We start from the raw sequence: 19,392 nt of genomic DNA on the forward strand, positions 1-19,392 counted from the left end.
CGCCGCATGCAGGGATCGCTGCGAGGGCCGATGAGTCCACGCATCGGCTCTTCCAGCAGGAACAAGTCAAGCAGTCGAACCGAGTCGGCTTTGGCGGCTCGGAACTGCAGTCCTGGCGCGATGGGCCTCTTATTATTAGGAAGCGCTCGCCCGCGTCGCTGTGCACCGGGTCCCTCTTTTACGCAACGGATGCCCCATCGACGCCGACTTTTCGCTTGGTTGAGACGCCGAGAAACGCGCGGTTCTGATCGGTTCGAGTACCTCGTTCTGATGCCCCATAAGCGTAGCGCGCAGCGCGTCAGCGAGTGCGCCGTCGCCGACGGTTTCTCCGCCTCGCGCAACATTAGGGCCTCCTGCGGGAGGCAGGCACGACCTGCTCGTCGGTTGTTCATCAACCCAGGACACGCGCGCCATTGGAGCCAGCGGAGATTCGATTCAACTGACTCCTGTTCGGATTTGCAGGCGTGATTGGGCGGAGGGTCTCTGTCGCTGCCGGCACGGAACGCGAGTTGCTCCAACTAGCGGGCTCCTAAAGATCCCATCGGCGGTTCAATGCCCGGCCCGATTGAGGGCGATTCGATTGACGTTACAGTGACTGAAAAAAGGTAATTGATCACATGAATACCGACCCGTCCGCGCTTGCCCAGCTTTCTGGCCGCGCGTCTGACGTTCCGTTGCACCCTCGCGAGCTCGATAAGTCGACCCGCGCGCCGCGCAGACGCTGGTGGTCGTTCGTCGGCGCGGGTTCGCTTATCGCAGTCGGCTATATGGACCCGGGAAACTGGGCGACCGCGCTGGCGGGCGGCGCCCGCTATGGTTATCGGTTGCTTTTCGTCGTTCTGATCGCCAGTCTCATGGGCATGCTGTTGCAATGGGTGGCATCACGCGTGGGCTTGGTCACCGGACGCGATCTAGCGCAACTATGCCGTGAGCGGTTCAGTCGGGGGACGACGCTCGGGCTCTGGGTGGCGTGCGAGATTGCGATCATTGCATGCGACGTGGCGGAGGTCGTAGGCAGCGCGGTCGCCCTGCAGATGTTGCTCGGCATCTCACTCACCGCCGGCGTTCTGTGCTCGGCAGCGGGTACGTTTGTCATGCTCGCGCTGCAAAGCCGTGGCAAGCGGCCCTTGCAATGCGCGATTACGGCGCTGATCCTCTTTGTCGGTCTTTGCTTCGTTGTGGAACTGGCGCTTGCGCATCCCGATTGGGCGGACGCGCTGCGCGGCTTTACCCCGCCCCCCGCGTTGCTGCGAGACGCCGGCATGCTGTGGCTTGCCGCGGGCATTCTGGGGGCGACCGTGATGCCGCACAACCTGTATCTGCATTCGGCGCTCGTTAAGAATCACGCGCCCAATCACGATGATGCCGCCATCGGCCGCGCGCTCAAGGGGGTGAACATTGATACCTTTGCTTCACTCGGTCTAGCGTTCGTGGTCAACGCCTCACTACTTATCGTCGCGGCAGCAGTCTTCCACGCAAGCGGCCATCGTGAGGTCGACGATCTCGCCGATGCACATCGGCTGATTGCGCCGCTCGTGGGAAGTCACTGGGCCGGCGTTGCGTTCGCCTCCGCCCTGCTCGCCTGCGGCCTGAATGCGACGGTCACGGGCACGCTCGCCGGACAAGTGGTGATGGAAGGCTTCCTGAATCTGCGAATCGCACAATGGGCACGTGCCCTCCTGACGAGGTCGCTTGCGATCGGTCCTGCGCTGCTCGCCGTAGGGTTTTATGGGCAACACGGGTCGAACGCGCTGCTCGTTTCAACGCAGGTTGTGCTGAGTTTGCAATTGCCACTTGCAATCATTCCGCTGGTGCGCTTTGCTTCGGACGTTGGCCTCATGGGCCGCTGGCGAGTGGCTCGTACGCCATTGGTCGCTGCGTGGGGATGCGCGGGCCTCATTGTCGGTTTAAACACCGCGCTTTTATGGCAGGCCTTGGTCTGACAGGTTATCGTGATCGAAAACGGCAGTTGAACCGCCGGGCAGTCGCCTTGTCTGGTCCGTTGCCAAGCACCCCATCCACACCTACGAAGCATGCCGCCGTGTAACGCCACTGCGAACTGGCGCGGTGCCTGCGCACGGGTCGGTACGCGACCACCGTCGCCACGCGACTCTTGGAAAAGGCTGCGAACAGACCGGCAATATTGGCGGAACGCGGTTTGCTATGCCCGAGTTGCGAGCCCGGTGTCGAACTTTCGTCACCACGCGCGGGGCTTCGGGTAACCAGAATCACATGCACATCATGCAAACCGCGTTGGTCCCGGCAGGCATTCAGGCCAGCCGCATTCTTGAATTGTGGCACCTCACGCTCGCGGTGTGCGGTGCGGTCTTTGCCGCGATTTTGCTGGCGTGCCTTGTCGCGATCGTGCGTGCGCCACGTGCCAATCGCGCGACGCCTGTGGACCTCTCGAGCATTGACCGCCCGCAACCGCGCACGCGCTTGTGGATCGCCGCCGCGACGGGCGTCTCGACGGTGCTTCTGCTCGGACTCTTGCTCGCGGACGTCATGACCGACCGCGCGCTGTCGCGCCTGCCGGTCGACGACGCGTTGCGCATCGAGATGACGGGTTATCAGTGGTGGTGGGAAGCGAAATATCTGAGCGATGCAAACACTCCCGAATTTACGCTGGCCAACGAACTGCACGTACCGGTGGGTCGGCCTGTGATCATCGCGTTGAAGGCGGCTGATGTCATCCACACGTTTTGGGTGCCGAATTTGCATGGCAAGAAAGACATGATTCCCGGGCGTGATGCAACCATCGAGTTCCGTGCGGATAAGGCAGGCGTGTACCGCGGGCAGTGCGCGGAATTCTGCGGTTACGAGCATGCGCTCATGGCGTTCTCCATCACCGCGGACCCACCTGCGCGATATGCGGCGTGGGCTGCGCAGCAGCGTCAGCCGGCCGCCACGCCCGTCGACGCCCTCGCGCTGCGCGGGCGCGACGTCTTTATTAGCCAGGATTGCGCGCGCTGCCATACTGTGCGCGGCACCGATGCGACTGGCACCATCGGTCCCGACCTTACGCATCTGGCGAGCCGCCAGTTCATCGCGGCCGGCACGCTCGCCAACAACCGCGGCAATCTCGCGGGCTGGATCGTCGATCCGCGCACGCTTAAACCCGGCACCGTCATGCCGGGCACGCGCTTGCCGCCCGCCGATCTGCAGGCGCTGCTCGTCTGGCTGGAGACCCTCAAATGAGCGATCAGCAACAGGCCGCCCGACTTATTGATGGCCCGCACGCTTCGCCGGAAGCGCTCGACGCACTAGCGAGGACGTGGAGCGATCCACCCGGTTTCATCGGTGCGCTGAGCGCGATCAATCACAAGACCGTGGCACGGCGCTTTATTGTGACGACCTTTGTGTTTTTCCTGCTCGCGGGACTGCTCGCACTTGCGATGCGCACACAGCTTGCGCGGCCGGACCAGCGGCTCATTGGGCCGAACCTTTACAACGAGCTCTTCACGATGCACGGCACGACGATGATGTTTCTGTTCGCCGTGCCGGTCATGCAGGCAGTGGCTGCCTTCCTCGTGCCGCTGATGATCGGCGCGCGCAGCGTTGCATTCCCGCGCATGAATGCGTATGCGTATTGGGTGTTTCTTTTCGGCGGCTTGTTGCTGTTCGCGTCGCTGGTCGTCAATACAGCACCGAACGCGGGCTGGTTCAGCTATGTACCGCTCGCGGGCCCCAATTACTCGCCCAATAAGGGAGTTGATATCTGGGCGCAGATGATCACCTTCACCGAGCTTGCCGGCCTTATCGAAGCCGTGGTGCTCATCACGACGATCTTCAAAATGCGCGCACCCGGCATGTCGCTCAATCGCATGCCGCTGTTCGTCTGGGCCACGCTCGTCACGCAGTTCATGGTGGTTTTCGCCATGCCCTCCGTCATGCTGTGCAGCACCGCGCTCATTCTTGACCGACTCGTTGGCACCCATTTTTACAACCCGGCCAAAGGCGGTGACGTGCTGTTGTGGCAACACCTGTTCTGGTTCTTCGGCCACCCTGAAGTCTATCTCGTCTTCATTCCGCCGCTGGGCTTCATCTCATCAATCATCCCGACCTTTGCGCGTCGGCCCGTGTTCGGCTATCCGGCAATGGTGCTCTCGCTGATCGCGACGGCGTTTCTCGCCTTTGGGTTATGGGTGCATCACATGTTCGCGACCAACGTGCCGGAGCTCGGCAAGAGCTTCTTCACGGCCGCGAGCCTGATGATCGCGATCCCGTCGGCCATCCAGATTTTTTGCTGGATCGCCACGCTTTGGACGGGGCGACTCAATCTGCGCACACCGCTTCTGTATGTGCTCGCGTTCTTCTTCATCATGGTGATCGGTGGAATGACGGGCATCATGGTTGCCTCGGTGCCAATCGACCTGCAGGTCCACGACACTTACTTCGTAGTCGCCCATCTGCATTACGTGCTGCTCGGCGGCGCCGTGTTTCCGCTGTTCGGCGCGTTCTTCTACTGGTTTCCGAAGTTCGCGGGCCGCATGCTGGACGAGCGGCTCGGCAAGTGGCAGTTCTGGCTGTTTTTCATCGGCTTTAACGTGACGTTCTTTCCGATGCACATGCTCGGTCTCGAAGGCATGCCCCGGCGCGTGTGGACGTATCCGCACGGCATGGGCTGGGACGGCATGAATCTGACGGCGACTATCGGCGCCTATATGATCGCGGCGAGCGTGCTGCTGTTCATGGTCAATGTCGCCAGGACGCTGCGTAGCAACGATCACGCGGCAGCCGACCCGTGGGGCGCGGGCACGCTCGAATGGAGTGTGCCGTCGCCGCCGCCGCCGCACAACTTCGATGCGATTCCTGTGGTCCATGGCCGTGACCCGCTATGGGAACCGTCCGCGCAACCGGCCTTCGTCAGCGGCATCGCCGCCGATGCGCGCGAAGTGCTCGTCACCACGGTGCTTGATGCGAAGCCAGATCTTCGACCGCTGTTCCCGAAGCCGTCGATCTGGCCGTTCGTGAGCGCCGGGGCCACGACCATCCTGTTCATCGGCTCGATCTACACGCCGTGGGCGATCGTGTGGGGATCGGTGCCGGTGGCGATAGCAATGATTGTGTGGTTCTGGCCCAGGCGCACCGATAATCGGATGGCCGTTGCGCGGGAGCGTCACCCATGAATACGCCATCCACGAATACGAATCCGCGCATGGCGCAGGCGCGCCCCGACGATCTCGAGCGCACCCGCATCGTGCTGGACGTCAGCGCGCTGCCGACCTTCGGCTTCAGCCATCGGAGCCTCATGTGGTGGAGCACGATGGGGCTCATGCTGATCGAAGGGACGGTGTTCGCCATTGCCGTGATGATGTACTTTTACCTGCGCAGCCGCGCGCCGAGTTGGCCCATGGCGGCCGCCGCGCCGAGCCTCCTCTGGGGCACCCTCAACACCGCCGTGCTGGTGGTGAGCCTGTGGCCCAATCAGCTTGCCAAGCAGGCGGCCGAGCGCGGCGACCGGCGCCGGGCCTGTCTGTGGCTGTCGGCGTGCCTGCTCGCCTCTGCCGCGTTTCTCGTGATACGCGGCTTCGAGTTCGCCTCCCTGAACGTCAGTTGGTACACGAACGCGTATGGCTCGGTCGTCTGGCTGCTGCTCGGCTTGCATACGACTCACCTGATCACCGATACGGTCGACACCGCCGTGCTCGCCGTGCTGCTCGTCACGGGACCGTTCGAAGGCAAGCGCTTCGTCGATGTCAGCGAGAACGCGGTGTATTGGTACTTCGTCGTGCTGAGCTGGCTGCCGATCTATGCGGTCATTTACTGGGCGGCCCGTCTCTGAGACAGATCATGAAAACGTGGCTCGCGCTGCTGGGCGCTCCCTCGATCCTGCTGACCTGTCTGAGCGTCAATTACGCGCTGCTCGCGCCGGCCTGCCGCCTGTCAAATCACACGCTCCTCGACGGCGTGAGCGGCGCAAGCCTCGTCGTGTGCGTGCTGGCGACGCTGCTCGCGTGGCAACGCTGGCGCGACGCGCGGCGCGCTCATCCCGTCTTGACCAATGATGCGTCCGACTTGCCTGCGCGGCCAGCCTTCGTCGCCGCCGTGGCGACAGGCGTGGGCGCGTTGTCCGTATTGGCCGTCATCGCCATTTCGATACCGCAATGGATACTTCCGGTTTGCTGAGAAGGGCCGTTGCGCCCGCCCTCGTCTGCGCTGCCTTATGGAGCGACGCTGCGCGCTCGCATACCCTCTCGAGCGCCGGATCACGTACCGATGCCTCGCCGCTCGCGTGGACCTTCGAGTGGTGGGTCGTGATCGCATTGCTGGTGAGCCTCGCGCTGTATATCGCCGGGTACATGCGCTTGCGCCCGCGCGGCGCGCGGGGTCGCGCGCCGCGCTCGATGCGACTCGTCTCATTCAGCGCCGGGTGGCTCACGCTGGTGCTCGCATTGGTGTCGCCCCTGCATGCGTTAAGCGAGCGGCTGTTCTCCGCTCATATGCTCCAGCACGAGCTGCTGATGCTGGTCGCAGCGCCCCTGCTCGTGATCGGCCGGCCCCTTGCGGTGTGGATATGGGCGTTTCCGGCCGACGCAAGGGCAGCCATTGGCGCGGCGGTGCGCTCGCGCTGGATCAAGGCGCCCTGGCAATGGCTGACGGCGCCCGCCGTCGCCTGGATGTTGCACGCGGCAGCGCTCTGGTGCTGGCACGCGCCGCGTTTTTTTGAGGCGGCGCTCGCTCGCCCCGGCCTTCATGCGCTTCAGCACGCGAGCTTTCTCGGCAGTGCACTGCTCTTCTGGTGGACGGTGTTCGGTCGTCCATCCGGTGCGCAAGCGAGTGGCAGCGCACACGCCATGCTGTCGCTATTCACGACGATGGTCCACACCGGCGCGCTCGGTGCATTGCTGACGCTGGCGCCGGACGTCTGGTATCCGTCATGCATCGAGACGACGCTTGCCCTCGGCTTCGATCCGCTACAGGACCAGCAACTCGGCGGACTCGTGATGTGGGTGCCGGGGGGCCTCGCCTACCTGATTGGCGGGCTGTGGGTGGGCGCCCGTCTGCTCGTGCGGCGCGTGCAGCCTCATATCGCGGGCGTGTCGCATGAAGGCTAATCACATGCGCAGCCTCACGACCGCGCTTCTGGTATGTCTCGCGCTCGCCGCCTGCAAAGGGCAGCCGCCCACGTCCGACGCGATCACCGGCGGCAATCCGCAACGCGGCCTCGCGGCGATCCAGCGCTACGGCTGCGGCGCGTGTCACCGGATCAATGGCGTGCCGGGCGCCTATGGAACGGTCGGGCCAACGCTGGAAAACATCGGCGAGCGCGCCTACGTGGCCGGCACGCTGCCGAACTCGCCCGACAACCTGCAAAGATGGATTCGCTTTCCGCAACGCGTGGTGCCCGGCAACGCAATGCCCGATCTCGATGTCAGTGAAACCGATGCGCGCGACATCGCCGCCTATCTCTACCACCAGTGAATGCAATGCGTGCCGCCCTCCCCGCTCTTCTGCTGCTCACCGCCTTGTCACCCTGCCGCTTCGTCATGGCGGAGGATGCGCCTTCTCCGGGGTTGCTCGCACGTGGCGAATACGTCTCCAAGGCGGCGGACTGCGCGGGCTGCCACACCGCTCCGCTTAACGGCGCGCCTTATGCCGGCGGCCTGGGTCTGGCTTCGCCGTTCGGCACGATCGTCAGCAGCAACATTACGCCGGACAAGGAGACCGGCATCGGCAATTACAGCTATGCGGATTTCGCACGGGCGCTGCGCGAGGGCGTGGCGCCGGGCGGCAAAGGCTTGTATCCCGCGATGCCCTATCCGTCGTTCATGAAGATGAATGACGAGGACATGCACGCGCTTTACGCCTACATGATGCACGGCGTACCGCCCGTTAAGTACCGCCCTGCCCCCACCAAGGTGCCGTTTCCGTTCAACCAACGCTGGGCGTTGCGGCTGTGGCGCATGACCTTCGCGCCGAAGGCGCAGTTCGCACCGCAACCGAGCCGCGATGCCGCGCGGAATCGCGGTGCGTATCTCGTGCAGTCGCTCGGACATTGCGGCTCGTGTCACACGCCGCGCGGGATGGGCTATCAGGAACAGGGATACGACGAAGCGTCGACGAAATTCCTGGCCGGCGGCATCAATGACAACTGGTTCGCACCGAATCTGCGCGCGGATGCGGGCTCGGGGCTCGGGCGCGTCGCGCCCAACGACATCGCCGCATTCCTCAAGACGGGTCATGGCGCGGGCCTGGTCGCCTACGGCAGCATGGTGCAAACGGTAGAAGACAGCCTGCAGTATCTAAGCGATGACGACGCACGGGCGATCGCCGTCTACCTCAAGAGCCTGCCCGCGACGGGTGCCGCGGACGGCACCTTTGATCCAGCACTCGCGCAGCCCGGGCGCCTCAAGACACGCGCGCCCGATGTGCCGCCCGCGCAAGGCGCGGCGGTTTATGCGGGCTTTTGCGCGCAATGTCATCGTGACGACGGACACGGCGTGGCGAATGCGTTTCCTGCGCTGGCAGGCAATCCGTCAGTGACCAGCGAAGATACGACTTCGCTAATTAGGCTGGTTGTGGAGGGCGGGAACAGCCCGGCAACCATTCACGGCCCCCCGCGCCAGTCGATGCCGCCGTTCGCCGACCGGCTTACCGATGTGCAAATCGCGCAGGTGCTCACCTATATCCGTGCGTCCTGGGGCAACGATGCACGCCCTGTGACCGCGAACGACGTGGGTTCGCTGCGCAGCTCCATACATAAGTGACTCGGATCGATGACGGAGGCAGCGAGACCGTTATGTAAGCGCGCGCAGCCTCAGCTCACTCCTCGCGCCGCGTGTCGTCGATCTCTGGCGCAATCGCTGCATGGTTGATGATTGCCACCATCGAGATTCCGCCCAGCATATTGCCGATGAGGGTCGGCAACAAAAAGACACTGAAGTAATCGCCCACGCCGACCGCGCCGATCATCACCGCATAGGCGGCCTCGGCCGAACTCGCAATCACGTGCGTGAGCTTGCTGACGCCAACCGTGTAGGTAACGAGCAGAATCGTCGCGAGACGAGCCGAACGGGCAGTCGGCAACAGCCAGACCATGAGCGCAATCAACCAGCCTGCAAACACAGCCCGCACCAGGGTGACGCCGAACGGCGCGCTGAACGGCGCACGTGCAACCTCCGCGAGCGCCGTTGTCACCTCGGGGCCAAACACGTGCTTGAACTGCAACAGCGCGGCGAAAATCGTCGTGCCCACAAGGTTGAAGACAAGCACGATGACCCACAACCGAAGCGTCTTGCCAAGCGTGTTCAGATTGCGACGCGTCAGGACAGGAAGCACGGCGGTCAACGTGCTTTCGGTGAAGAGTTGCTGACGGCCAAGAATCACAAATACGAACCCGATGGTATAGCCGAGGCTCGTAACCAGGTGCCGCCAACTGGTATCAGGCAACGCCCCCTCGAGGATCGCCTGGACGAGAAAAGAAAATCCCATCGACAACCCCGCCGCAAGCGCCGACCAAATGAGCGCAGCGCCGCTGCGCTCCATTGCAGCCTCGCCCTCTTCGCGAACGATTTCATGGATGACAAGCGGATGCGGAGTGGCATGGTCGGCCGCCTGCTCGCGCTCGTTGCTGTCAAGGTGTGGGGACCCAGCACCTGCAGTTTGATCGGACATGCTGTTTCCCGAAAAAGCACTTTGCGCGCGATGGACATACGGACCCGCGGTGTACGACGGTTTGTACCTCAATAGCTGCCCTGGTCATGAACGCATCGGGTGTTCCGCAGCGGTTCCACTGAGCCGCGGCATCGTGTAGGCGAACGAGGGGCGCTTTGGTGTATTGACCGGCTCGTCAAGCTAAGACAATGGACCTTGACTAACTCCGCCGTTTTCGACGCGTGAGCAGCAGGGCACTCACTTCTATTCCGTCACTTTCTTCCGCCCATAAACTCCGCCTGTACCGCCACACGGCCTGCCTCGATTGAGTATTGCAATTCCCGAACGAGGGCGGTCGTCCGGGTTCGCGTCCTTGAAACCGCATCAGTTCGCCGAGATAAATGACGCTTTGCAGGACGACCACTCGTTCGAGCGGCCATCCCGACTTTGCTCGGGGTGACTCGGCCGGGGCGTCATGGTTTCAGCACGACTTTGATACAGCCATCTTCCTTGTCACGGAACGTCTTGTACATCCCGGGGCCCTGTTCGAGCGCAACGGTATGCGTGACTACGAAAGACGGGTCGATCTGACCTTCTTGAATGCGTTGCAGTAGGTCATCGGTCCACCGGTTGACGTGTGTTTGTCCCATCTTCCACGTCAAACCTTTATTCATCGATGCCCCAAAGGGTAGCTTGTCGATCAATCCACCGTACACACCCGGGACCGATAAGATGCCTGCTGGACGACAGACATAAATCATTTCCCGCAACACGTGCGGTCGGTCGGACTCGAGCATGACGGCCTGCTTCACACGGTCGTACATTGCGTCAAAGGACCGCGTCGCATGCGACTCCATTCCCACCGCGTCAATGCATTTCTCCGGGCCCTTTCCGTCCGTCAGCTCTGCAAGCCGGTCAAGCACACTCTCTTCGTCAAAATTGATCGTGATAGCGCCGCCCTGCCGGGCCATCGCCAAGCGCTCAGGCACGCGGTCGATCACGACGACCTGCTTGGCTCCCAGCAGGACGGCGCTGCGAATTGCCATCTGGCCGACCGGGCCAGCGCCCCAGATGGCAACCGTATCCGTCGGGACGATTTCACAGTTCACCGCGGCTTGCCAACCGGTCGGCAAGATGTCCCCGAGGAAAAGCACCTGCTCGTCGGTAAGACCCGCTGGCACCTTCACATGCGTGGTATCGGCAAATGGTACGCGGACAAACTCAGCTTGCCCACCTGCATAGCCGCCCGTCAAATGCGAATAGCCGAACAGACCCGCGGTCGCGTGGCCAAACATCTTGTCGGCCTGCTCTTTATTACGGTTGCTGCGCTCACAAACAGAATAATTGCCTCGTTTGCACTGATCGCAGTCGCCGCAGAAAATAGTGAATGGCACGACCACCCGGTCGCCGACTTTAAGCGCCTTATTCTCACGGCCCACTTCCACAACTTCGCCCATAAACTCGTGGCCCAAGATGTCACCACTTTTCATGGTCGGCATGAAGCCGTCAAACAGGTGCAGATCCGAGCCGCAGATCGCACAAGACGAAACCTTGACGATGGCATCGCGCCCTTCTTCGATTTCGGGATCGGGAACCGTGTCGCAACGGATGTCGTGTTTTCCATGCCAGCGAAGTGCACGCATTTTTCCCTCCAGCGGGATAGTTGGCATTACGGAGGCGTATAAACGCATTTTGCCAATCGCACTCCCGCAATTGCTGTTCCGCAGCGGTCAGTACCGACTGGCGAAGGTCAACGCGGTCCGCGTTTTCGCGCTTTGCGAGGGGCCGCTCTTCTCGTCGCTCAATGCCTCAGGGCGTGAGCGTCGCCTCTGGCGGCAATACGGCGATCCGGGCTGAAGACCCGGGCACCAGTGCGGAAAGACATACACGTTGGCCCTCTCGCCGATGAGGAAAGTTTTTATGCAAGCAAATTTCGGCGGAATGCCAGTCAGACCCAGCGGACGCCCCGAACCGACAGCAGACCCCCGCTAAAGTGCAGACGCGCCGTCGCTTCGCTGAGTCGGCTATCCGCCGTCGGGAGAATGAATGTAATGATCGGGGAAGATCCGACCGACCAAATCGTCGTACTCGGCCGACTGTGCCTTCACAATCGCTTGGAGCATCTTGATGAAGGGATTGCCGTCCTCCAAGTTTTCGACAATGACTCGTGCTGTGCGCAGCGATATCGTCTCGGCGAGTGGAGAAGCAGTCCATCGTCGAGCAGAAATTTGAATCGATGAATCTCCACCGACGCGTCTGCCGGAGGGGATTCGTGGGCGATTATTGTGGCCTTCATTTTGGTCATCGTCCGAGTTGCGGGCACACAAGTGATGCAAAAGGCGTACCCCGGCGCGTCCGTTCGAACCTCGGCGCTTGGGTGAACACGCGCACGGATGCGCCGGACCGGAGCCAATTGGCGTTCCGGGGCGCGGCGAACGCGGCGGGTGGCGCGTCGTCGAGCCTCAAGCCGGTGCGCCGGCCGATCGGCACGCGCGGCAGCCTGCCAAGGAGTGCCCACTAGATGCCTCGGCAAGCTGCACGGCCGCGCCTGGGTGACGCGAGGACTTTACCTCGCCGTTGTTGTCCGCGATGCGACGCTGAGCAAATTCATCTTCCTGCTGGGTCGAATGGGGCGTCGCGATTAAGTGCGCATGCCTGCTACTCGATGCGCAGGGTTCGAGAAATTTCACGATCCGTCACAGCGCACGAAGTTAAGTGAGCCGCCCCAGAGCGCCTGCAACCCATCGCCGCCGCCTGACGCGCACGACGTTGGCTCGCCACCAACACGCCGCACAAGCGGCGTGGCGCGGCCGCCTGCAGCGGGCCCGCATCGACCGCTCACTTCGCACGGCAAGGGACCCCAACGCGGGGTGCCGTTTGCCAACGCCTGGGCGGGCGCTCTTGGGGACGCTTCTAAAGTCGAGCGAGGCCTTTGCCTGCTCCGACAACTCCTCGGCGAGGCCTCCTGGACGAGCCTGTCGTTCCCAGATTTCGTAGGCGCGCCGACGAACCCGTTCCTGCGCCTGATACTCATCCATTATCTTTGCTCCCGTAGCGCACCGCGGTGCTTGCGATCGCTGCGTCGCGGGTCGACGAGCAGGCAGTCGTGATGAGCAACTCGTGTACCGTCAAGCAGAGCCGACGTTCGCTAAGGGGGGCCGCTTGTGCGGTCATGGGTATGCATCCTGCTGCCGCACTTGAACAGATTTCTGCAACAAGCGCGACGAAAAAGGCAGCCCGCCCGCTTACCAGGGGCAGCCATTGATGAAGCGCCAACCGCAAAGGAGCCGCCGTGGATCTGGAATTGTTCCCGCTTTCCGTCACCACGATGATTCGAATGGATCACAGGCACGTGATGGCGGCTTTTCATCGTTACCGCCGCAGAACGCCGTGGTGGAGAAAGCACGCTATCGTCGAACTTATCTGTACGGCGCTTGAAATTCATGCGCAACTTGAAGAAGAGATCTTCTACCCGGCGCTCAGCGCCGCGCTGCCGACCGACGACACCCTTGCCACGAGCAAATCCGACCACGACAAGATGCGCGAGGACATCGCTCGACTACGAGCGATGCGCCCTAACGACGCTGCTTACGACGCACGTTTCATGCACCTCATGCGCGAAGTGATTCACCATGTTGCCGACGAAGAGACACTGCTGCTGCCGAGCGCTGAACGCGCGCTTGCGTCCCAGCTCTCGCAGCTGGGTCAGCGCATGAGCACGCGCAGGCTGCAGCTCGTCGCACAGAGGCGCCCAGCCGCGATCGCGGTGAACACGGTCGCGACCTTTCCAGCCGCCTCGTTCGCAATCGTGTCGCTGGGTGCCTTTGTTCTGGCGCACTGCCTGCGCCCTGCTTCCACGCGCCGCAGTCGGCGGTTCGTGTACAGGAGAACGCGCGAAGATCGAGGCTAAACCACACCGAGGGCCGTGGTTCGACGAAACGAGAAGAACCTAAATCCGCCACCGTCGAACATCGGCGGCGCCTCGCGAGCGATGGGCGAATGACCCGCTAGGAATTAGAGCCCGCGCAACCGGCGGGCTTTTTGTCGCTTGATCTGGACACTGGTGAGTGCGCCGCGCCTCAATCCTCGCATCCGAGGTCGGTCAGCGACGCGCAGCCGCGCTAATGCGATGTAGGGAAGCGGGGGCATCATGCAGACGAATCAGCTTCGCGAGCGCCGAAGGTATTGCACACTCACTTGGCGCGCGACCTGCAGCTTCTGAACGATCTCGCGCCAGCAGAGAACAGATGCGCTCGGGCGCTGGCTACAAGCGCTGCTGCGACGCGTCACAGCAATGTCGTCGCCTGCGCACTCGCCAACAAAATGGCCAGAATCGTTTGGGCGATTCTGGCCGAGGGTGGGGAGTACCGGGCGCAACCGGCTATCGCTTGACAACTTTCCAGCCTGCTTTTGCGACCACTGACCTGTGATGAAGATAAACGGTTCAAGGCCCAACTGAAAACCTGAGATAAAATCCAGTCCTGCAGACTGAGGCCTTTTTGAGGACAGTTGGGTGCGGCGTCTCGTGGAGAGCCGGGCGCTCTGACCCGTGCCCATTTCGAGCCTGGATACATTTGCGCAATCCCTTTTATCTCACAGATCGAGGTTGTAAGGACCAGGCTGACCATACATTTTCGTTGGCGTGCGACCGCGAGCGCCTTGATGGGGTTTATGCATGGTTCTAGCTGACAATGAGCGTTCCCCACCATCGTAAGCAACATGACCGACCGGTTGGGTCCATCAGATCGGAAAGTGGACTATTCTCAGGTTCCTGTCTCCCCCGCGATTAGCGCGAGCAGCCGCAACAGCTGGTCAGGCCTAGCGTCTTTGCGGCAATATGCATCAAAGCCAGCCTCGATCCCGGGAAGGCGGGTGGCGGACTCCTCTTGTGAGGTGAAAGCGATGATGACGACATGCTGCAAACGCGCGTCCTGCCTCAGCTGGCGTGCGACCGCATACCCGTCCATCCCCGGCATATTAATGTCGAGCACAACGGAGTCGGGCACCCACGCGATAACGAGCGGAAACGCTGCCGCCCCGTCAACGACGAATCGCGCGTCATAACCGGACGTCGAAAGCAACGCGGTCGTCGCCTCGGCCCCGGGCTGGAAATCGTCGACGACGAGCAGCCGCCGCCTGCGACCCGCTTCTGGCTCGATCAGGGCGCGCGAGGTCCAGCGGGCGGTCGTGGACAAGAGCGACATAGAGTGTCAACGTAAGTGACCGGGTTCCGAACCGTCAGCAACGGCTATTCCTTGTGGCGCGCTTGTCGGATGAATCAAATGCGGCGGCCGTCCACCCCAAGAGCGAGGTGAGGATCAATGGGCCTGTCTGATTTCATTGAGCATAATCTCGAGGAACTGATTGCCGATTGGACTGCCTATGCCGCCCAGATTAGCGGGCACGGAACCGGCCTTACCGAAAGCGAACTGCGGAATTCGGCCCGCGACCTCCTGTGCGCTATTGCGGTTGATATGCGTGAGGTACAAAGTTCCGGGCAGCAGGAAGCCAAGTCGCACAACGAAGGCGCGCGGGAATGCGGGTTCGATCAGATTGCCCGTCAGCACGCCGACGATCGGCTCGCCAATGGCTTTGACATCAATGATGTCGTCGCGGAATTCCGGGCGCTGCGGGCCAGTGTCCTACGTCGCTGGGAGCGCACCGCGCCGCGCGGTGCCGCGTCGTTTCAGGAGATGATCCGTTTCAACGAAGCCATTGATCAGGCACTTGCGGGATCAGTCCGGCAGTACGCGCAACAGACGGAACGCACCAGGGATCTGTTTGCCGGCGTGCTAGCGCATGACCTGCGCTCGCCTCTCAGCGCGATCATCAATTCGTCGGAGGTCCTCCTTCGCGACAATTCTCTATCCTCGCGTGGAGCGAGGTCGGTGGCGAATCTGCGAGGCAGCGCCGCACGTATGAAGCGCATGATCGATGACCTTCTCGTCTTCACCCGGACCCGGCTCGGCAACGCGCTGCCGATCGAGCTCGCGCCTCAAGACATGGGGCGAATTTGCCGCGACGCGGCCGAAGAAGTCCGCGCTGCATACCCGGACGCTCGCATTGACGTAGGCCTTGCGGGCGATCTTGCCGGCCAGTGGGACGGTATCCGTATCGCCGAGATGGTCGTCAACCTGTTGATAAACGCCGTGCAACACGGCGCTGGATCGATACGGGTCGAGGCGCGCGGGGAGGGTGAACAGGTGACCGTTGCGGTTTCGAACGAAGGCAATGGGATACCCCGACATGCCCTACCGACGCTGTTTGACCCGCTGACGCGGGTCAATCCGTCGCCCTCGCCCCGCGGAACAGCGGCCGGCATGGGCTTGGGCCTGTATATATGCCGGTGCATCGCGCACGCCCACGACGGCATGATAGCGGTCGAATCAGCGGAGGCCATAACGACGTTCACGGTGTGCATCCCTCGCCAGGTCCGCCGCCGCGACTAGTCTTGCCCGCGGGAGGCTTCTTGCTTCGTGAATCATGGCCTGCATTTCGCCTCCCCGCAGCCAGGCGGGCGAAATGAAATCAGCCCAGAGCTCGTCGAAGACACGCGGAACAGCCCGCCAAACTATCGGCGCGCAAATACTCTACGGATCTCGGCACGCCGTGCGACCGACGCAAAGTCAAATATACGCCAGTCGAGATCTACTCCAAGAAACACGACAACACGACACCGCATGCCGCGATCCGAGCCCCTTCTTATGGAGCGGCATCAGCCTCCCCAACACCAGTCCAGTTTCCAGAAGGCGTCGAGGGGGCGGCACTTTCATTCCGGGCAATGGAGTCTAGACCGGTTCAGCCCGCTGCGGGCCACGCCTTGGGGACGACTGCCGCTTCGCATTGAATGTATAAATTGCGCAAACCCGGCCGGTTGTAGTCGATGGCACCACACGCAACAATGACGTCCATTTCCCATCGGCCGGCGCCTGTTTGCAGCAGAGAGACGCTTCGCTCAGCGAGTTCCGTGGCACAGAGCGCCAGCTTTGCCCTTTCTTTCCAGTCGGCCCACCGATCATGCGCATCGAGCCACCGGTGCACGGCCTGGATACGATAGGCCAAGCTCGGCCACTCCCCAGATTTATAGCGATTGAGCAAGAGTCCACAGGTGAGTCAGCAGAGAAGCTGGGCTCTTTCCGCGAATGAGATTCCCCGCGACTCACTTTCGTATGATGAATACCCAAAACACCTTCCCTCAATTCAAACCTCGCCGTTCGCGCCTCGGCGCAGCCCCATCGCGAGATGCAACCAAGTCACTCGCGCTAAGCGTTTGAAACTCGCGATATTCTTTCCGGTGGACGCAGTTATGCGTGTCGATCGCTCGTACGACGCTGGCCTTTAAGGGCGTCGCGGCGACGCCGTCCCGCGTCATCGAATCACTGTGTTTCGAACGGCGGTTTTGGCAAAGGCTCGCCATCGACAAACGCGGTCGCGGTGCGCACCGCGAAATCCATCGCCGCCCGTTCGCTTGCGAACATGCCAAGCGTCCCGAGAGACGTCGATTCGCCGTCTTCTTCGAGTATGCTGGCGCGCGCTACATAGGCGACGCCCTCTCGCAAAGCCGAAGCAAGAATTGCGGCCCCGTTGTGGTAGAGAATCATGATTCTGTCTCTTCGTTGTTAATCAGCGTCATGGCAGCCCGCGAGGGAAGCGCGTTACCCTTCAAGCGCACTTCTTGAGGTGCGCTTGAAATAAGAACCTCCGCAATAGCCCATCAAGCGTCCGTTCGAGTACTACGCCACCTTGCGGTCGCCAGCGGCCCGTATGCTACGAACTCGAAGAATCCAAGCGCGCGTTCCATTGCGATGATGCCGTTCGCTACTCTTCGCAGTAACTGCTGACTGTCGACTGCCGTGCAGGTAGCCGGTGCCGGCCGTAGAAAGGGGCCCCCGCCGCTTATCGCATCGGTCAAGCAAGCTAAGTGCGATCATCATGGCCCCGCTTTACAGCGAGAAGCCAGCCATGTCGGGTGCCGTCGTCATGACGGGTGCCTTTATCCCAGCACCCGCCGTGCCGAAAATTGGCAGGGTGGATTTCCATCCGCCTTCGCGAATGCTTATCACAAGAAAACGCGATTAAGAAGAAGGCATTCTTGGCTCTCTTTGTGCGGATGGAACGGTTTTGTCCGAAATGGCGGCAATTAGAATGATCCTGCCCGTGCCGATGCGCTGTCCCATTCAAGCGCGGCCGGCGCTCGCCCGTGACTTGCCTTGGCTAGCGGCCGTTCGCCGCGTACCGCGACGTGATGCAAGACCGCCTCTGCGCAAGACTCGCCGGAGGACGGCGGTTCCAGTGAGGCTCGACCGTTCGATGCAGGCGGACGTGGATGCTTCGCATTCTCTCGCCGGTGAGCTCTCCGGCTCCTGGGAGGGACCTATCTAACTTGAAACTGAGGCACGCGGTCTTGTCAGATAACCTTCTGGTCCCGGTCATTCTTAGCTTTCCGGCAGACCTACGATTCCACGCTCCGGTACTCAGAGCCGTGGTCGCATAGCCCGCGCGTGCCCGATGCGACCCAGCGTAAGGACATACGTCTCGAACGACATCTACTGGCCGGTCCCCTTGAGACGTCCACCACAGCGAGATTCACAGCGTCTTTTTCACCATCAGCCAGAGGATCAGCCAGAGATCAGCCAGACGGCGGCGAGGAACGCGACAAACGCCAGCGACGCAGAGCGGCCTATGCGTTTGTCAAATAACAGCGGGCGCAGGACCTTCCAGCCTCAATACGCTCCATTGCCCTACCGTCGCCGATGGATTCTTCCTCTCTTCGCACTTCAGCATAGTCATGTCGGACCCACAGCGCTGCCGCGATGATGGCGCATACGCCGCGCATAGTTATTCCGCGCGTCGATTCGACACGATTCGCATTTAAGAGCCAAGCGCCATGCATATGCGTTGCATGCCCGTAGCTGGCGCTCCTCCGATCGCAGCGGAAGCCATTGAAGCAGACTTCCTTGATAGGCACAACGCTTGCGCTTGATGAAAGGCCGCTGCTGGTGCTGGCTTCTTACGTTCGTTCACTACCTGGATGACTGCCATGAAACTTCTAACCACTCGAGATGGTCTGCCGCGCCTGTCATGGGGATCAATTATCGCCGGCGTCATTCTTTCGATGATCGTCTACCTGATCATGAGCGTGCTCGGTACGGCCATTGGCGCCTCGCTGCTGTCGCCCATGTCGAAACCCGATCCGTTGCACGGGTTCGGCTTCGGGTCTGGGGTTTGGGTCATCGTCACCACCGTACTGGCGGTCTTTGTCGGCTCGTACTACGCAGGCCGCTGTGCACCGGTGCTCGGATGGCTTCATGGTCTATTGTCTTGGGCGGTGATGACGCTATTTGTCGTGTACGGCATGACCTCCCTCGTCACCAGTGCGGTGAGCACGGCGGGTAGCGTCGCAGCGACGACCGCCCAGGTAAGCGCGACCGCCGCAAATCAATCCGGTACGACCCCGTCGATCGTGGATACCGCCAAGCAGCAAGTACAAGCAGCAGTCGCATCGGCGGCATCGGCCGCGTCAAGTCCGCAGGCCGAACAGACGGCGCGTGAAACGGCGGATGCCGCGGCACGCGGCGTCGCGCGGGCGAGCTGGTTCTCATTTGCCGCACTCATTGTGGGGGCCATCATCGCCATCGTCTCGGGCGGCGCCGGCTTTCGCCATCAGCCGCCATTCGAAGAAAGCGGTGGTGTGGCTTCCGGCGCCGATACGCCGCCGGTGCGCAGCCGTGCAGTGCCAGGAGGCGGCCGTCTCTGAGTAAGCGGCTTTTCGACAGCCGGCGCAGATCTGGCCGA

17 protein-coding genes and 1 pseudogene are annotated in these 19,392 nt (G+C 62.0%); 12 read left to right on the top strand and 6 right to left on the bottom strand.

Going from position 1 to position 19,392, the window contains the following annotated elements; genetic code table 11:
* Nucleotides 1-617 precede the first annotated feature (617 nt).
* The 8 genes from AWB76_RS11235 (at nucleotide 618) to AWB76_RS11270 (ending at nucleotide 8,711) form a co-directional block, all read left to right on the top strand.
* Nucleotides 618-1,943, top strand: a complete 1,326-nt coding sequence (locus AWB76_RS11235; protein ID WP_082864416.1) for an Nramp family divalent metal transporter — start codon at nucleotides 618-620, stop codon at nucleotides 1,941-1,943.
* Between the two features lie 298 nt (nucleotides 1,944-2,241).
* Nucleotides 2,242-3,198, top strand: a complete 957-nt coding sequence (locus AWB76_RS11240) for a cytochrome c oxidase subunit II (RefSeq protein ID WP_061160380.1) — start codon at nucleotides 2,242-2,244, stop codon at nucleotides 3,196-3,198.
* The gene (gene ctaD / locus AWB76_RS11245; protein ID WP_061160239.1) at nucleotides 3,195-5,129 is read left to right on the top strand and encodes a cytochrome c oxidase subunit I; all 1,935 of its coding nucleotides are present in this window, start codon (nucleotides 3,195-3,197) and stop codon (nucleotides 5,127-5,129) included. The genes AWB76_RS11240 and ctaD overlap by 4 nt, the downstream gene beginning before the upstream one ends.
* Before the next feature lie 29 nt (nucleotides 5,130-5,158).
* Nucleotides 5,159-5,785 carry a cytochrome c oxidase subunit 3 gene (locus tag AWB76_RS11250; RefSeq protein WP_061160379.1) on the top strand — a complete coding sequence of 209 codons (627 nt, stop codon included), beginning with the start codon at nucleotides 5,159-5,161 and terminating at the stop codon, nucleotides 5,783-5,785.
* Nucleotides 5,786-5,793: 8 nt separating this feature from the next.
* A complete protein-coding gene (locus AWB76_RS11255) occupies nucleotides 5,794-6,129 on the top strand; it encodes a hypothetical protein (protein WP_061160240.1) in 336 nt (111 codons plus the stop codon).
* A complete protein-coding gene (locus AWB76_RS11260; RefSeq protein WP_061160241.1) occupies nucleotides 6,108-7,058 on the top strand; it encodes a cytochrome c oxidase assembly protein in 951 nt (316 codons plus the stop codon). Before AWB76_RS11255 ends, AWB76_RS11260 begins: the two co-directional genes overlap by 22 nt.
* Nucleotides 7,048-7,425 carry a c-type cytochrome gene (locus AWB76_RS11265; protein WP_244173312.1) on the top strand — a complete coding sequence of 126 codons (378 nt, stop codon included), beginning with the start codon at nucleotides 7,048-7,050 and terminating at the stop codon, nucleotides 7,423-7,425. Before AWB76_RS11260 ends, AWB76_RS11265 begins: the two co-directional genes overlap by 11 nt.
* A 65-nt stretch (nucleotides 7,426-7,490) precedes the next feature.
* The gene (locus tag AWB76_RS11270; RefSeq protein WP_244173328.1) at nucleotides 7,491-8,711 is read left to right on the top strand and encodes a cytochrome c; all 1,221 of its coding nucleotides are present in this window, start codon (nucleotides 7,491-7,493) and stop codon (nucleotides 8,709-8,711) included.
* Nucleotides 8,712-8,766: 55 nt separating this feature from the next.
* Here the strand turns inward: AWB76_RS11270 and AWB76_RS11275 are convergent, their stop codons facing one another.
* The 3 genes from AWB76_RS11275 to AWB76_RS43025 form a co-directional block, all read right to left on the bottom strand.
* Nucleotides 8,767-9,618 carry a formate/nitrite transporter family protein gene (locus tag AWB76_RS11275; RefSeq protein ID WP_061160244.1) on the bottom strand — a complete coding sequence of 284 codons (852 nt, stop codon included), beginning with the start codon at nucleotides 9,616-9,618 and terminating at the stop codon, nucleotides 8,767-8,769.
* Nucleotides 9,619-10,070: 452 nt separating this feature from the next.
* The gene (locus tag AWB76_RS11280) at nucleotides 10,071-11,240 is read right to left on the bottom strand and encodes a zinc-dependent alcohol dehydrogenase (protein WP_061160381.1); all 1,170 of its coding nucleotides are present in this window, start codon (nucleotides 11,238-11,240) and stop codon (nucleotides 10,071-10,073) included.
* A gap of 1,068 nt (nucleotides 11,241-12,308) precedes the next feature.
* Nucleotides 12,309-12,635, bottom strand: coding sequence for a DUF2934 domain-containing protein (locus AWB76_RS43025; protein ID WP_074171323.1), 327 nt, complete (start codon nucleotides 12,633-12,635; stop codon nucleotides 12,309-12,311).
* A 290-nt stretch (nucleotides 12,636-12,925) separates the two neighbouring features.
* Between AWB76_RS43025 and AWB76_RS11285 the strand changes: the two genes are divergently transcribed.
* On the top strand, nucleotides 12,926-13,507 hold the full coding sequence (locus AWB76_RS11285) for a hemerythrin domain-containing protein (protein WP_279616403.1): 582 nt from the start codon (nucleotides 12,926-12,928) through the stop codon (nucleotides 13,505-13,507).
* Nucleotides 13,508-13,834: 327 nt separating this feature from the next.
* A pseudogene (locus AWB76_RS11290) lies at nucleotides 13,835-13,989 on the top strand (IS110 family transposase); the annotation flags it as partial.
* A gap of 371 nt (nucleotides 13,990-14,360) precedes the next feature.
* Here the strand turns inward: AWB76_RS11290 and AWB76_RS11295 are convergent.
* The gene (locus AWB76_RS11295; protein WP_061160246.1) at nucleotides 14,361-14,801 is read right to left on the bottom strand and encodes a response regulator; all 441 of its coding nucleotides are present in this window, start codon (nucleotides 14,799-14,801) and stop codon (nucleotides 14,361-14,363) included.
* A gap of 117 nt (nucleotides 14,802-14,918) precedes the next feature.
* On the opposite strand from AWB76_RS11295, the gene AWB76_RS11300 reads away from it, so the two are divergent.
* Nucleotides 14,919-16,046 (top strand): sensor histidine kinase, encoded by a 1,128-nt coding sequence (locus AWB76_RS11300; protein ID WP_061160247.1) that lies wholly within the window; start codon nucleotides 14,919-14,921, stop codon nucleotides 16,044-16,046.
* Nucleotides 16,047-16,395: 349 nt separating this feature from the next.
* Here the strand turns inward: AWB76_RS11300 and AWB76_RS11305 are convergent, their stop codons facing one another.
* Together AWB76_RS11305 and AWB76_RS11310 are read right to left on the bottom strand one after the other, a co-directional pair.
* Entirely contained in the window at nucleotides 16,396-16,659 is a 264-nt protein-coding gene (locus AWB76_RS11305; RefSeq protein WP_061160248.1) for a hypothetical protein, read from the bottom strand.
* A gap of 314 nt (nucleotides 16,660-16,973) precedes the next feature.
* The gene (locus tag AWB76_RS11310; protein WP_061160249.1) at nucleotides 16,974-17,198 is read right to left on the bottom strand and encodes a hypothetical protein; all 225 of its coding nucleotides are present in this window, start codon (nucleotides 17,196-17,198) and stop codon (nucleotides 16,974-16,976) included.
* Between the two features lie 1,439 nt (nucleotides 17,199-18,637).
* Here AWB76_RS11310 and AWB76_RS11315 point away from each other — a divergent pair.
* On the top strand, nucleotides 18,638-19,354 hold the full coding sequence (locus tag AWB76_RS11315) for a YrzE family protein (protein ID WP_061160383.1): 717 nt from the start codon (nucleotides 18,638-18,640) through the stop codon (nucleotides 19,352-19,354).
* The last annotated feature ends 38 nt before the right edge of the window (nucleotides 19,355-19,392 follow it).

It is taken from the genome of Caballeronia temeraria, assembly GCF_001544795.2.
In the GTDB taxonomy this organism is placed as follows: Bacteria; Pseudomonadota; Gammaproteobacteria; order Burkholderiales; family Burkholderiaceae; genus Caballeronia; species Caballeronia temeraria.